Source organism: Ramlibacter pallidus (assembly GCF_015070875.1).
Lineage (GTDB): Bacteria > Pseudomonadota > Gammaproteobacteria > Burkholderiales > Burkholderiaceae_C > Ramlibacter > Ramlibacter pallidus.
In genome coordinates this window covers 89,445-101,942 of the sequence record NZ_JADDIV010000002.1, presented here as the reverse complement: position 1 = coordinate 101,942, position 12,498 = coordinate 89,445, and the positions used below count along the sequence as shown (strand labels likewise).

General features: G+C 69.2%; 16 protein-coding genes. 12 read left to right on the top strand and 4 right to left on the bottom strand.

All coding sequences use genetic code 11. From position 1 onward, the window contains the following. Window positions 1-10: 10 nt before the first annotated feature. Both IM787_RS05355 and IM787_RS05350 read right to left on the bottom strand, forming a co-directional pair. Window positions 11-175: a hypothetical protein gene (locus IM787_RS05355; RefSeq protein ID WP_193675621.1), complete on the bottom strand. Its 165-nt coding sequence runs from the start codon at window positions 173-175 to the stop codon at window positions 11-13. Window positions 176-277: 102 nt separating this feature from the next. Beyond that, window positions 278-757, bottom strand: a complete 480-nt coding sequence (locus IM787_RS05350) for an Lrp/AsnC family transcriptional regulator (RefSeq protein ID WP_193675620.1) — start codon at window positions 755-757, stop codon at window positions 278-280. 104 nt (window positions 758-861) lie between these two features. Here IM787_RS05350 and mdeB point away from each other — a divergent pair, with 104 nt between their 5' ends. The 12 genes from mdeB (at window position 862) to cynS (ending at window position 11,631) form a co-directional block, all read left to right on the top strand. Then, window positions 862-3,486 (top strand): alpha-ketoglutarate dehydrogenase, encoded by a 2,625-nt coding sequence (gene mdeB, locus IM787_RS05345; RefSeq protein ID WP_193675619.1) that lies wholly within the window; start codon window positions 862-864, stop codon window positions 3,484-3,486. A 13-nt stretch (window positions 3,487-3,499) separates the two neighbouring features. Next, entirely contained in the window at window positions 3,500-4,315 is an 816-nt protein-coding gene (locus IM787_RS05340; RefSeq protein ID WP_435531143.1) for a creatininase family protein, read from the top strand. A gap of 124 nt (window positions 4,316-4,439) precedes the next feature. Continuing rightward, window positions 4,440-4,937, top strand: a complete 498-nt coding sequence (locus IM787_RS05335; protein ID WP_193675617.1) for a CBS domain-containing protein — start codon at window positions 4,440-4,442, stop codon at window positions 4,935-4,937. Between the two features lie 10 nt (window positions 4,938-4,947). Further along, window positions 4,948-5,271: a plasmid stabilization protein gene (locus tag IM787_RS05330; RefSeq protein WP_193675616.1), complete on the top strand. Its 324-nt coding sequence runs from the start codon at window positions 4,948-4,950 to the stop codon at window positions 5,269-5,271. Between the two features lie 118 nt (window positions 5,272-5,389). Next, window positions 5,390-5,572: a hypothetical protein gene (locus IM787_RS05325; RefSeq protein ID WP_193675615.1), complete on the top strand. Its 183-nt coding sequence runs from the start codon at window positions 5,390-5,392 to the stop codon at window positions 5,570-5,572. A 50-nt stretch (window positions 5,573-5,622) separates the two neighbouring features. Then, window positions 5,623-6,093 (top strand): nuclear transport factor 2 family protein, encoded by a 471-nt coding sequence (locus IM787_RS05320; RefSeq protein WP_193675614.1) that lies wholly within the window; start codon window positions 5,623-5,625, stop codon window positions 6,091-6,093. Window positions 6,094-6,095: 2 nt separating this feature from the next. Next, the gene (locus IM787_RS05315) at window positions 6,096-7,301 is read left to right on the top strand and encodes a sensor histidine kinase (protein WP_193675613.1); all 1,206 of its coding nucleotides are present in this window, start codon (window positions 6,096-6,098) and stop codon (window positions 7,299-7,301) included. Then, window positions 7,294-7,953, top strand: coding sequence for a response regulator transcription factor (locus IM787_RS05310; RefSeq protein ID WP_193675612.1), 660 nt, complete (start codon window positions 7,294-7,296; stop codon window positions 7,951-7,953). Before IM787_RS05315 ends, IM787_RS05310 begins: the two co-directional genes overlap by 8 nt. A gap of 118 nt (window positions 7,954-8,071) precedes the next feature. Next, window positions 8,072-9,439 (top strand): CmpA/NrtA family ABC transporter substrate-binding protein, encoded by a 1,368-nt coding sequence (locus IM787_RS05305; RefSeq protein ID WP_193675611.1) that lies wholly within the window; start codon window positions 8,072-8,074, stop codon window positions 9,437-9,439. Continuing rightward, on the top strand, window positions 9,436-10,293 hold the full coding sequence (ntrB, locus tag IM787_RS05300; protein ID WP_193675610.1) for a nitrate ABC transporter permease: 858 nt from the start codon (window positions 9,436-9,438) through the stop codon (window positions 10,291-10,293). The genes IM787_RS05305 and ntrB overlap by 4 nt, the downstream gene beginning before the upstream one ends. Before the next feature lie 4 nt (window positions 10,294-10,297). After that, a complete protein-coding gene (locus IM787_RS05295) occupies window positions 10,298-11,167 on the top strand; it encodes an ABC transporter ATP-binding protein (RefSeq protein ID WP_354004354.1) in 870 nt (289 codons plus the stop codon). Window positions 11,168-11,187: 20 nt separating this feature from the next. Continuing rightward, window positions 11,188-11,631 (top strand): cyanase, encoded by a 444-nt coding sequence (cynS, locus tag IM787_RS05290; RefSeq protein ID WP_193675608.1) that lies wholly within the window; start codon window positions 11,188-11,190, stop codon window positions 11,629-11,631. Between the two features lie 72 nt (window positions 11,632-11,703). Here the strand turns inward: cynS and IM787_RS05285 are convergent, their stop codons facing one another. Together IM787_RS05285 and IM787_RS05280 are read right to left on the bottom strand one after the other, a co-directional pair. After that, window positions 11,704-11,970, bottom strand: coding sequence for a KGG domain-containing protein (locus IM787_RS05285; RefSeq protein WP_227494130.1), 267 nt, complete (start codon window positions 11,968-11,970; stop codon window positions 11,704-11,706). Window positions 11,971-12,108: 138 nt separating this feature from the next. Then, entirely contained in the window at window positions 12,109-12,489 is a 381-nt protein-coding gene (locus tag IM787_RS05280; protein ID WP_193675607.1) for a thioredoxin family protein, read from the bottom strand. Window positions 12,490-12,498 lie beyond the last annotated feature (9 nt).

The following is a 12,498-nucleotide window of genomic DNA, read 5'->3' as shown; positions in this document are numbered from 1 at the left end:
CGGCGTCAGCTCAGATGAACCAGTGCAGGTTCGTCAGCACCATGGCGGTGATGGAGGGGCCCCGCGTGCACTGGTCCATGGAAGGCAGCACCAGTGCCGCGGCCGAGAGCAGCACCAGGGCCAGGGCTTCCTGGCGGGACTGGGGATCGGCGAGCAATGCAACCTTGGCTTTCATGGAGAAGATGATCTCCCTGCGCCCGGGGGCTGCCTGCCGCCGGGAACCGGTAGTCGCTGCGGGAAAGCCGCTGCCCGGCAGGCGGCTGCCCGACTACGCCCGTCAGTGCTTCGCTGACCCGCCGGGTAGTGGCAACGCCGTCTTGGAGCGGACCTGCTTCAGCGCGAAGCTCGAGCGGATCTTCTCGACGCCCGGGATCGGTGTGAGCTGCTCCAGGATGAAGCGCTCGAGCGCCGCGATGTCGGGCAGCACCACGCGGATCAGGTAGTCGCTGTCGCCGGTCATGAGGTAGCACTCCATCACCTCTTCATGCTCCGCGATGCGCCGCTCGAATTCGGCGAGCGAACCTTTGGATTGCTCCTTCAGGCTGATGTTGATGAAGACGTTGAGTCCCAGCCCCAGCGCCTTGGCATTGGCCAGTGCCACGTAGCGCTCGATGACGCCGGCGGCTTCCAGCGCCTTCACCCGCGCGAGGCAGGGCGAGGGCGAAAGGTGGACCCGCTTGGCCAGTTCGACGTTGGTGAGCGAACCGTCTTCCTGCAGCTGCGCCAGGATGCGGAGATCGATGGCGTCGAGTTGCATGGAATGCTGCGTTTTCGGTGGTTTGCGGCATTCTATGCCGCAGAGCCTGCCATCGCGCCTCTTTCTGGCAGCCCGTGCGGCGCGGGGCTGCGTACAGTGTCGGCATGGCCGACCAGAGCATCTCCCGTTTCCTCGCGGACCAAGGCGGCGATGCCGACCCGGTCGAGACCGCCGACTGGCGCGAGGCCTTCCAGGCGCTCGTCGCCGCCGAAGGCCCGGCGCGCGCCCGCTTCATCCTCGACCAGCTGGCCGTGCTCGCGCGCGGGCCGGCCGTCGGCTGGTCCCCCGAACTGGTCACGCCCTACGTCAACACCATCCCGGTGGAACGGCAACCCGCGTTCCCCGGCGACCTTGCGATCGAGGAACGGCTTGCCTCGTTGATGCGGTGGAACGCGCTGGCGATGGTGGCGCGGGCCAACGCCGCCTACGGCGAGCTGGGAGGCCACATCGCCAGTTATGCCAGCGCCGCCGATCTGTTCGAGGCCGGCTTCCATCACTTCTTCCGCGCCCGCAACGCTTCGCAAGGCGGCGACCTCGTGTTCTTCCAGCCGCACAGCGCGCCGGGCGTGTATGCGCGTGCCTTCCTGGAAGGAAGGCTCACCGAGCAGGATCTCGCCCACTACCGGCAGGAGATCACCGCGCCGGCGCAGGGCGCGCGCGGGCTTTCCAGCTACCCGCATCCCTGGCTGATGCCGGACTTCTGGCAGTTCCCCACCGGCTCGATGGGCATCGGGCCGATCAGCTCGATCTACCACGCGCGCTTCATGCGCTACCTCACCCACCGCGGCATCGTCGATTGCGAGGGCCGCAAGGTCTGGGGCGTGTTCGGCGACGGCGAGATGGACGAGCCCGAGAGCATGAGCGCCCTCACGCTGGCTTCGCGCGAGCGCCTCGACAACCTGGTGTGGGTGGTCAACTGCAACCTGCAACGTCTCGACGGACCCGTGCGCGGCAACGGGCGGATCGTCGATGAACTCGAGAAGCTGTTCCGGGGCGCCGGCTGGAACGTGATCAAGCTGCTGTGGGGCAGCGACTGGGACGGCCTGTTCGCCCGCGACACCGGCCAGGCGCTGGTCCGGGCCTTCGCGCACACCGTCGACGGCCAGATGCAGACCTTCGCCGCGAAGGACGGCCGCTTCAACCGCGACAACTTCTTCGGGCAGGACGAGGACCTCGCGCGGCTGGCGCAGGGCATGACCGACGAACAGATCGACCGCCTCAAGCGCGGCGGGCACGACCTGGTGAAGATCCACGCCGCCTACGACGCGGCCGCGAAGCACCGCGGCCAGCCGACCGTGATCCTGGCGCACACCAAGAAGGGCTACGGCATGGGGGCCGCGGGGCAGGGCCGCATGACCACCCACAGCCAGAAGAAGCTGGACGAAGCGGCGCTGCTGGAGTTCCGCAACCGCTTCAACCTGCCGCTGTCCGACGAGCAGGCGAAGAACCTGTCGTTCTTCAAGCCGGCCGAGGACAGCGCGGAGATGCGCTACCTGCACGAGCGCCGGCGCGCACTGGGCGGCTACATCCCGCAGCGGCAGACGGCCTGCGAACCGCTGCCGGTGCCGGACGCCGCCGCGTACGCGCAGTTCGCCTTGCAGGCGGGCGGCAAGGAGATGTCGACCACGATGGCGTTCGTGCGCCTGCTCGGCGCGCTGCTGAAGGACCCGCAGCTCGGCCCGCGCATCGTGCCGATCGTCGCCGACGAGGCCCGCACCTTCGGCATGGCCAACCTGTTCAAGCAGGTGGGCATCTACTCCAGCGTGGGCCAGAGCTACGAGCCCGAGGACATCGGGTCCGTGCTTTCCTATCGCGAAGCGATGGACGGCCAGATCCTGGAGGAGGGCATCAGCGAGGCCGGCGCCATCGCCAGCTGGACGGCCGCGGCCACCAGCTACAGCGTGCACGGCGTGGCGATGCTGCCGTTCTACATCTACTACTCCATGTTCGGCTTCCAGCGCGTGGGCGATGCCATCTGGGCGGCAGCGGACCAGCGGGCCCGCGGCTTCCTGCTGGGCGCCACCTCCGGCCGGACCACGCTGGGCGGCGAGGGCCTGCAGCACCAGGACGGCAGCAGCCACCTGGTGGCGGCCACCATCCCCAACTGCAGGGCCTACGATCCGGCGTTCGCCGGCGAGATGGCGCTCATCGTCGACCGCGGCATGCGCGAGATGCTGCTGGAGCAGCGCGACGTCTTCTACTACGTCACGCTGATGAACGAGAACTATGCGCAGCCCGACCTGCCGCCCGAGGCCCACGACGGCGTGATCCGCGGCTGCTACCGCTTCGGGCGCTTCGGCGACCAGACCGCCCGCGAGCCGCTGACGCTGCTGGGGTCCGGCGCGATCCTCACCGAGGTGATCCGGGCGGCGCAGCAGCTGGCCGCAGAGGGCATCCCCACCGAGGTCTTCAGCGTCACCAGCTGGAGCGAGCTGGCGCGGGACGGCCTGGCCTGCGAACAGGCTGCGCTGGAAGGCGGCGAGGCCCGCACCCCGTACATCGCGCAGCTGCTGGCGGGCAGCCGCAGCCCGGTGGTGGCCGCCAGCGACTATGTCCGCGCGGTTCCCGAAAGCCTCCGCGCGCACCTGCCGCCGGGACGCCGCTACCTGACGCTGGGCACCGACGGCTTCGGCCGCAGCGACACGCGCGCGGCCCTGCGCGCCTTCTTCGGCGTGGATGCGGCCAGCATCGTGCGCGCCGCGCAGCACGCCCTGGCCGCGCGCCGCTGAGCCCGGCCTTAAGATGCGGGGCATGTCGCCCCAGTCCCGCTCCTGGGCGGAGCTCACCACCGCCGATTTCGCCAGCCTGGACCCCGTTGCCACGGTGGCGGTGCTGCCCGTCGGCGCCACCGAGCAGCATGGGCCGCACCTGCCGCTGGCCGTGGACCAGTGCCTGGTCGACGGCATCGTGCGGCGCGCGCTGCCGCTGCTGCCGCCCGAGGCGTCCGTGCTGGTGCTGCCCACGCAGCAGGTGGGCTACAGCCCCGAGCACGCAGCCTTCCCAGGCACATTGACCCTGCCGGTGGACACGGTGATCGCCACCTGGGTGGCGCTGGGCGAATGCGTGGCACGGGCGGGCGTGAAGAAGCTGCTGCTGTTCAACAGCCATGGCGGGCAAGCCAGCCTGCTGGACATCGTGGCCCGCGAGCTGCGCGTGCGCGCGAACCTGATCGTGTACGGCTGCAGCTGGTGGAACCTGCCCCTGGGCGACGACGTGATGGGCCTGTTCCCGCAAGAGGAGCACCGCTTCGGCGTGCATGCGGGCGACATCGAGACTTCGCTGATGCTCGCGCTGGCACCGCACACGGTGCGCATGGCGGCTGCCCGGGACTTCCCCTCCGCCTCGCGCGAGCGCGCCGCGCGCTACCCCGTGCTCGGCAACGGCCGCAGCGCCAAGCTCGGCTGGGCCATGCAGGACTACAACGCCGACGGCGCTGCCGGCCATGCCGCCGCGGCCACCGCGCAGAAAGGCGAGGCGGTGCTCGACGCCGCCGCCCGGCAGCTCGCCGTCCTGCTGCGCGAGATCGCGCAGCTGCCGCTGTCCACCATTGCTTCCTAGCCGCGCCGCCGGGAGGCGTCCTACGCCACCTTGCGAGCGTGACTACACGCAGGCGCCGCGCGCTCGCTAGATTGGTGGCGTGGGCCCCGCCCCTGCGCGGCCCGATGATCCCAAGGAGTGGACGATGGCCACGGTGGCAGATGTCATGACCCGCGGCGTGCGCACGATGGCCCCCGGTGACTCGGTGGTGGACGCGGCGCGCTGCATGGACGAACTGAACGTCGGCGTGATCCCGGTGTGCGACGGTGAGAAGCTGGTCGGCATGGTGACCGACCGCGACATCGTCGTGCGCGGGGTCGCGCAGGAAGGCGAGATCAGGAACATGAAGCTCGCGGACGTCATGAGCGCGAACGTGCGCTGCGCGCGCGAGGAGGACGACGTCGACCAGGTCCTCGGTGAAATGGCCGAAGCGCAGATCCGCCGCCTGCCGGTGGTGGACGGCAACCAGCGCCTGGTGGGCATCGTGACCCTGGGCGACATCGCGGCCAAGAACCCGGGCGACGAGGCCGACGTGGCCCTGTCGCTGGGCGACATCTCGTCGCCGGCGGAACCGGACCGGTCGGAAACCGGCAACGCATCCCCGTCCCGGTCCCCCTCGCAGGGACAGGGCGGCAAGCATTGAAGGAGCGGACATGCCCAAAGCCTGGAGCGCCAAGCGCGAACGCCAGTACGAGCACATCAAGGACGGCCTGAAGGAACGCGGCAAGAGCGGGAAGGTGGCCGAGGAGATCGCCGCGCGCACCGTGAACAAGGAGCGCGCGCAGCACGGCGAGGCGAAGAAGCCGAGCGCGCAGTCGCTGCGCGACATGCCGGCGTCCAAGCGTGGCGGGCAGCGTTCCCACCGCGGCGAGGGCGGCCGCACGCGCGACCAGCTCTATGAGGAAGCGAAGCGCAAGGGGATCTCCGGCCGTTCGACCATGTCGAAGGCCGAACTCGAACGCGCCGTCGGCCGCTGACCATCCCCCGGATGGACGAGTGGGGGGACTGCCACAGGCCTGCACGCAATCGTGCCGGCCGTGCGGTCGTTCACAGCGTTGTCATGGATTGCTGCCTAGACTGTGGGCAGGTGATCCCATGCGCTTCTCCTCCATCTTCCAGCTCCCCGCCGTTCCCGCGCAGCCCGCGCAGGTCGACGCGGGCAGCCGCGCCCTGCCGGCGCCGGAGCAGCCGCTGGTCGCCGCCCCCGGGCCCGAACTGCCCGACGACCTCGACGCCCGCGTCCGCCTGATCGGCGAGTGGCAGCTCGGCGAGGGCTGAGGCACCTTCCTTGCTAGCGGCTGCGGTGGAGACAAGCCACCGGAGCCCGCATGAGCACCACCAAGCCCCCGCTGCCCCCTTACACCCCCGAAACCGCCGTCCTCAAGGTCCGGCTGGCCGAAGACGCCTGGAACACCCGCGACCCCGACCGCGTGGTGCAGGTCTATACCGAGGACACCCGCTGGCGCAACCGCGCTGAATTCCCGGTGGGGCGCGATGAGGTGCGCGCCTTCCTGCAGCGCAAATGGGCCCGGGAGCTGGACTACCGCCTGATCAAGGAGCTGTGGGCGTGCGGCGGCGACCGGATCGGGGTGCGTTTCGCCTACGAGTGGCACGACGACTCCGGCCAGTGGTTCCGCAGCTACGGCAACGAGAACTGGGCCTTCGACGAAGCGGGCTTCATGCGCGAACGCTTCGCCAGCATCAACGACCTGCCGATCCGCCCGGAAGACCGCAAGTTCCACTGGCCGCTCGGGCGCCGGCCCGACGACCACCCGGGGCTGTCCGCACTGGGGCTGTAGCCATGCGCTCCCCGGCGCTGCCGCTGGCCTCGGACACGGTGCTGCCCGCCGGCGCCGCGCAGCCGTCCTGGCGGCACCAGCTCGGCCTGCTGCTGGAGTCCACGGGCGACGGGATCTTCGGCATCGACCTGGGCGGGCACTGCACCTTCATCAACCGCGCCGGTGCCGGGATGCTCGGTTACGCGCCCGAGGAGGTGCTGGGGCGCAACATGCACGACCTCACCCACCACTCGCACGCCGACGGGCGGCCCTATCCCGACACGGACTGCCCCATTTTCAATGCCTTCCGGCAGGGCCTGCCCTGCCGCATCGACGCCGAGGTGTTCTGGCGGCGTGACCGCTCGTCCTTCGCCGTGGAGTATTCGAGCCACCCGATCCTCGACGGCCGCGAGGTGCGCGGCGCCGTCATCACCTTCGTCGACATCACCGAGCGCAAGCGAGCGGCCGATGCGCTGCGGCAGGCAAAGGCGCAGCTGGAGCAGCGGGTGGCGGAGCGCACGCGGGAGCTGTCGGAGGCCCTGGCGCGCCAGCGCGAACTGGCAGCCTATTCGGAGCAGGTGCGCGAGGAGGAGCGCACGCGCATCGCACGCGAGGTGCACGACGAACTGGGCAGCCTGCTGGTCGCCCTGAAGATGGACGTGAACTGGCTGCACAAGCGCCTGGCCGACCCCGCCGGCGACGCGGACGCGGCCAGCGAGGCGCGCGAACGCATGCGCTGCAAGTGCGGCAACATGGGCCGGCTGATCGAGAGCGCGGTGGACAACGTCGGCCGCATCATCACCGACCTGCGTCCCAGCATCCTCGACCACCAGGGCCTGTGGGCGGCACTCGAATGGCAGGCGCACGAATTCGTCGCGTCGGCGGAACTCGAGCTGGAGTGGGACATGCAGCTGGCGGACGCGCCGCCGTTGCCGGAGAACGTCGCCATGGCGGTGTTCCGCATCTTCCAGGAGATGTTGAGCAACGTCGGCCGGCACGCGCAGGCCAGCCGCATCGCGGTGCGCATCGCCGGGGACCCGGACCGCCTGCGCCTCACCCTGGAGGACAACGGCGTCGGTGCGGACCGCGACGCCTTCGACGCGCCCACCGCGTACGGCGTGATGGGCATGCGCGAGCGGGCCCGGCAGTTCGGCGGCCACATCGCCATTGCCAGCGAGCGGGGGCGGGGCTCGGTGTTCACCCTCGTCCTGCCGCTGCATCATGGATAAGCGCATTCGCGTGCTCCTCGGTGACGACCACCGCATCGTGCGCGAGGGGCTGAAGATGGTGCTTGCGGACGCCCCCGACGTCGAGGTCTGCGCCGAGGCCGCCGATGGCGAAGAGGTGCTGCGCAAGGTCGCGGAGCTGCGGGGTCGCGAAGGGCTGGACGTGGTGCTGCTGGACATCGCCATGCCGGGACGCGACGGCCTGGAGGTGCTGCAGGCGCTGCGCCAGGCCTGGCCCGCGCTGCCGGTCCTGATGCTCTCCACCTATCCGGAGCGCCAGTACGCGGTGCGCTGCATCAAGCTGGGCGCCTCCGGTTACCTGAACAAGAGCGCGGATGCCGACGAGATGATCGCCGCCGTCCGCAAGGTGGCGGCGGGCGGGGTGTACGTCACGGCCGCGACCGCGGAGGCCCTCGCCACCGCGGTCGGGGCGGCGAGCACCCGATCGGGGCCCGAAGCGCTGTCGCACCGGGAATACCAGGTGTACCGGCTCCTCACTTCGGGGCACAGCGTGAGCGAAATTGGTGCGCAGCTGCAGCTGGCTCCCAACACGGTGAGCACCTACCGGGCGCGCGTGCTGGAGAAGACCGGCGCCAAGAACGACGTGGAGCTCGCGCTGTACGCCGAGCGGCACGGCCGCAAGCCGGGTTTGTAGGGCTGCCACTACATGGGCTCGTGCGGCCCACCGCGATTTGCGGGGCCCGGCGGCTCCCGGGGCCGGGCGGGCGCATCCCTTGCAACGAGGCAATGTCGCAACACAACGAGGTCCCGCCATGACAAGCCGCTACGACGCCTACGATGCCGACCGTCCCCTGATGCTGCGCTGCGCCTGCGGCCAGGACCATGCGCCGGGCGAACACGCCGAGGCCGCGGCCCGGACGCCGGAGGAGCTGTCCCAACGCTTCGTGGAAGCCAGCCTCGTGAAGGCGCTGTTCCCGGTGGACAGCGTGCGCCGCGGCTTCCTGAAGGCCGTTGGCGCGAACACCGCCCGCGCGGCCATCGCCTCGCTGCTACCGGTGGGCGCGCTGCAGGCCATGGCGCAGGAACGCGGTGCGCTGGAGAAGAAGGACCTGAAGATCGGCTTCATCGCCATCACCTGCGCCAGCCCGCTGATCATGGCCGACCCCCTGGGCTTCTACAAGAAGGAAGGCCTGAACGTCCAGTTGAACAAGACGGCGGGCTGGGCCCTGATCCGGGACAAGATGATCAACCGCGAGCACGACGCGTCGCACTTCCTGTCGCCGATGCCCCTGGCCATGAGCATGGGCCTGGGCTCGAACCAGTCGCCGATGCGCGTCGCCAGCATCCAGAACACCAACGGCCAGGCGATCACGCTGCACGTGAAGCACAAGGACAAGCGCGACCCGAAGCAGTGGAAGGGCTTCAAGTTCGCGGTGCCCTTCGAGTACAGCATGCACAACTTCCTGCTGCGGTACTACCTGGCCGAGCACGGCGTCAACCCGGACACGGACGTGCAGATCCGCGTGACGCCGCCGCCGGAAATGGTGGCGAACCTGCGCGCCGGCAACATCGACGGCTTCCTCGGCCCGGACCCGTTCAACCAGCGGGCGGTGTACGACGAGGTCGGCTTCATCCATATCCTGTCCAAGGAGATCTGGGACGGCCACCCCTGCTGCGCTTTCGGCGTCAGCGACGAGTTCATCCAGAAGAACCCGAACACCTTCGCGGCGCTCTACCGCGCCATCCTGACGGCCTCCTACATGGCCAGCATGCCGAAGGACCGCGAACTGATCGCCAAGATCATCGCGCCCCCGCAGTACCTGAACCAGCCCGAAACCGTGCTCACCCAGGTGCTCACCGGCAAGTTCGCCGACGGCCTGGGCAACATCAAGAACGTGCCGGACCGCGCCAACTTCGATCCGGTGCCTTGGCAGAGCATGGCCGTCTGGATGCTCACGCAGATGAAGCGCTGGGGTTACGTGAAGGGCGACGTGAACTACCGCCAGGTGGCCGAGCAGGTGTTCCTGCTCACGGACGCCAAGAAGTACATGTCGCAGGCGGGCTTCCGCCCGCCGGAAGGCGCTTACCGCAAGTTCAAGGTGATGGGCAAGGAGTTCGATCCCGCGAAGCCGGAGGAGTACGTGCGCAGCTTCGCCATCAGCAAGGCGCCGGCCGCATGAAACCGCTGGACCTGAAGGCGGCGCTGGTCTCGGTGCTGCTGCTGCTCGCGTTGCTGGCCGTCTGGCACGTGGCGACGCTGCCGGCGGGTGCTGCCAGCAGCACCGCCGGCCTGTCCGCCGAGCAGATCGAGTACCAGAAGATGATGGGCAAGGACCCGGGGGCGCAAAAGACCACCGGCTTCCCGACGCCGGGACAACTCGGCGGCGCCCTGGTCCGCCAGCTGTCCGACCCCTTCTACGACAACGGCCCCAACGACAAGGGCATCGCGATCCAGCTCGCCCACTCGCTCGGCCGGGTGGCGCTGGGGTTCCTCCTGGCCTGCCTGGTGGCGGTGCCACTGGGCTTCGTCATCGGGATGTCGCCGCTGCTGCACAAGGCCTTCGACCCCTTCATCCAGGTGCTCAAGCCGATCTCGCCGCTGGCCTGGATGCCGCTCGCGCTGTACACGATCAAGGATTCGAACGTCTCGGGCGTGTTCGTCATCTTCATCTGTTCGGTCTGGCCGATGCTGATCAACACCGCCTTCGGCGTCGCATCGGTGAAGCGCGAATGGCTGAACGTGGCGCGGACGCTGGAGGTGCGGCCCCTGCGCAAGGCCTTCCGCGTGATCCTGCCCGCGGCGGCGCCGACCATCCTGACCGGCATGCGCATCAGCATGGGCATCGCCTGGCTGGTGATCGTCGCGGCCGAGATGCTGGTGGGCGGCACCGGCATCGGCTACTTCGTCTGGAACGAGTGGAACAACCTGTCGCTCACCAACGTGATCTTCGCGATCCTGGTGATCGGCGTCGTCGGCATGCTGCTGGACCTGGCGTTCGCGCGGCTGCAAAGGCTGGTGACCTATGTGGAGTGAACGCGTGGCCCCCTTGCCCGTGAACGGCCCCGTCGAACCGGCGCCCGCCGCGGGGCTGGCGCGCGCCGACCAGCCGGCATTCCTGAAGGTCGAGGGACTGGCGCGCACCTTCGTGCCGGGCAAGCCGGTTTTCGCCGGCGTCGACTTCACGCTCGACCGCGGCGAGTTCGTCTGCATCATCGGCCACTCCGGGTGCGGCAAGACGACCGTCCTGAACGTGCTGGCCGGGCTGGACCATGCGAGTGCCGGCCACGTGTTGATGGACGGGCGCGAGGTCGCCGGTCCCGGCCTGGAGCGCGGCGTGGTGTTCCAGGGGCACGCACTCATGCCGTGGCTGACCGTCCGCCGCAACATCGCCTTCGCGGTCGAGTCGCGCTGGCCGGACTGGTCGCGCTCCGAGGTGAACCGGCAGGTGGAGCGTTTCGTCGGGATGGTCGGGCTGCTGCCCGCGATCGACAAGAAGCCTTCGGAGCTGTCGGGCGGCATGAAGCAGCGGGTCGGCATCGCCCGCGCGTTCGCCATCCAGCCCAAGATGCTGCTGCTCGACGAGCCCTTCGGTGCGCTGGACGCATTGACCCGCGGCACGATCCAGGACGAACTGCTGTCCATCGTGCGCGAGACGCAGCAGACCGTCTTCATGATCACGCACGACGTGGACGAGGCCATCCTGCTGGCCGACCGGATCCTGCTGATGTCCAACGGCCGCGAGACGCCGGCCGGCTATGCGCCCGGCGGCATCGCGGAGGTGGTGGGGAACACGCTGCCGCGCACGCGCACGCGTGCCGGCCTGCATCACCTTCCCGGCTACTACGAACTGCGCAACCACATCGTCGATTTCCTGGTGTCGCGCGCCCGCGCCGGCGCCGACCATTGAAACCACCGCAAGGAGAGCGCATGAACCGCAACGACGTCACCGAGAAGATCATCGCCGCCAAGGTGTCCAGGGGCATCTCCTGGGCCGAGGTGGCGCAGAAGCTCGGGCAATCGAAGGAATGGACGACCGCCCTGTGCCTGGGGCAGATGACCGCGAATGCGGAGCAGGCCAAGGCCTTGGGCGAGGTGTTCGGTCTCTCGGAGGAAGAGCAGAAGTGGCTGAAGGTCGTGCCGTACAAGGGATCGCTGCCGACCCCCGTCCCCACCGACCCGCTCATCTACCGCTGGTACGAGATCGTCAGCGTGTACGGCAGCACGATCAAGGAGCTCATCCACGAGGAGTTCGGCGACGGCATCATGAGCGCGATCGACTTCTCAATGGACATCACGCGCGAGGCGGACCCCAAGGGCGACCGCGTCAACGTCGTGCTCTCGGGCAAGTTCCTGCCGTACAAGACCTACTGAAGCGCCGCATGAAGAAGGGCCGCCCGAGGGCGGCCCGAATCAGCGGGCGCGGAGCCCGTGAATTGTTGGCACTCAGTTGCTGCTGTGCGAGCTGCCGCTGTTGCCGCTGTTGCCGTGCGAGCTGCCCGATTCCATTGCCTTGCGGCGGTTCGCGCTGCGCGCCATGCCGCCCTTGCGGCCGGCTTCACGCGCTTCTTCGGACGTGAACTCGTGGGCGGTGCCCTTCTCGTGGGCGGCCCGGCCGCCTTCGCTGGCAATCTCGCGCTGGCGCTGCGGGTCCATGGAAGCGAAGCCGCGGTTGGATTTGCCGCCCTGGTTGCCCTGATTGTTGGAAGCCATGGTGAGGATCTCCTTGCAAAACTGAAATGTTGGAACTGCATGTCCGGTCTCCGCCGGCCATGGTCCGATTGAGCTTGCAAGCGCGTTGCACGCTCGTCAGGCGTCAATGCAGGAGGGTGTAGGAGTGCCCCTACCTCGTCACACGAGGGCGTGAGGCAGCACGTCGCGCGCGAGCCGGCCGAAAAGCGCGCCGGCCTCCGGCGGCAGGCCTGTGGCCCGCAAAGGCTGAGCTTCGAGCGTGGCCAGCATCCGCGCGAACTGCGTGGCGGAGGGCGGGATGGGACCGAGGAACAGCACGTCGCCGCCGCGTGCGACGAGCAGCGTCGGGAAGGTCTCGATGTCGACGTCTCCCATCGCTTCGTCTTCGTCCTCCACGTCGACCCACGCGAACTTCATGTGGGGAAAAGCGCGGGCCTGCGCCGTGAACAGGGGCAGCCATTCTCGGCACACGCCGCACCACGCGGCGCACAGGCACGCGACCCACCAGGTGTCGTGATCGCGCGGCGCCGTGCTGTCCATGGCCGCAGT

Bases quoted from the DNA above. Each gene is read 5' to 3' on its own strand.
- ntrB (WP_193675610.1), top strand. From the start codon at position 9,436: ATGAAACCGCTGGACCTGAAGGCGGCGCTGGTCTCGGTGCTGCTGCTG.
- IM787_RS05305 (WP_193675611.1), top strand. From the start codon at position 8,072: ATGACAAGCCGCTACGACGCCTACGATGCCGACCGTCCCCTGATGCTG.
- IM787_RS05350 (WP_193675620.1), bottom strand. From the start codon at position 757: ATGCAACTCGACGCCATCGATCTCCGCATCCTGGCGCAGCTGCAGGAA.
- IM787_RS05355 (WP_193675621.1), bottom strand. From the start codon at position 175: ATGAAAGCCAAGGTTGCATTGCTCGCCGATCCCCAGTCCCGCCAGGAA.
- cynS (WP_193675608.1), top strand. From the start codon at position 11,188: ATGAACCGCAACGACGTCACCGAGAAGATCATCGCCGCCAAGGTGTCC.
- IM787_RS05285 (WP_227494130.1), bottom strand. From the start codon at position 11,970: ATGGCTTCCAACAATCAGGGCAACCAGGGCGGCAAATCCAACCGCGGC.
- IM787_RS05330 (WP_193675616.1), top strand. From the start codon at position 4,948: ATGCCCAAAGCCTGGAGCGCCAAGCGCGAACGCCAGTACGAGCACATC.
- IM787_RS05340 (WP_435531143.1), top strand. From the start codon at position 3,500: ATGCGGGGCATGTCGCCCCAGTCCCGCTCCTGGGCGGAGCTCACCACC.
- IM787_RS05325 (WP_193675615.1), top strand. From the start codon at position 5,390: ATGCGCTTCTCCTCCATCTTCCAGCTCCCCGCCGTTCCCGCGCAGCCC.
- IM787_RS05335 (WP_193675617.1), top strand. From the start codon at position 4,440: ATGGCCACGGTGGCAGATGTCATGACCCGCGGCGTGCGCACGATGGCC.
- IM787_RS05320 (WP_193675614.1), top strand. From the start codon at position 5,623: ATGAGCACCACCAAGCCCCCGCTGCCCCCTTACACCCCCGAAACCGCC.
- IM787_RS05310 (WP_193675612.1), top strand. From the start codon at position 7,294: ATGGATAAGCGCATTCGCGTGCTCCTCGGTGACGACCACCGCATCGTG.
- IM787_RS05315 (WP_193675613.1), top strand. From the start codon at position 6,096: ATGCGCTCCCCGGCGCTGCCGCTGGCCTCGGACACGGTGCTGCCCGCC.
- IM787_RS05280 (WP_193675607.1), bottom strand. From the start codon at position 12,489: ATGGACAGCACGGCGCCGCGCGATCACGACACCTGGTGGGTCGCGTGC.
- mdeB (WP_193675619.1), top strand. From the start codon at position 862: ATGGCCGACCAGAGCATCTCCCGTTTCCTCGCGGACCAAGGCGGCGAT.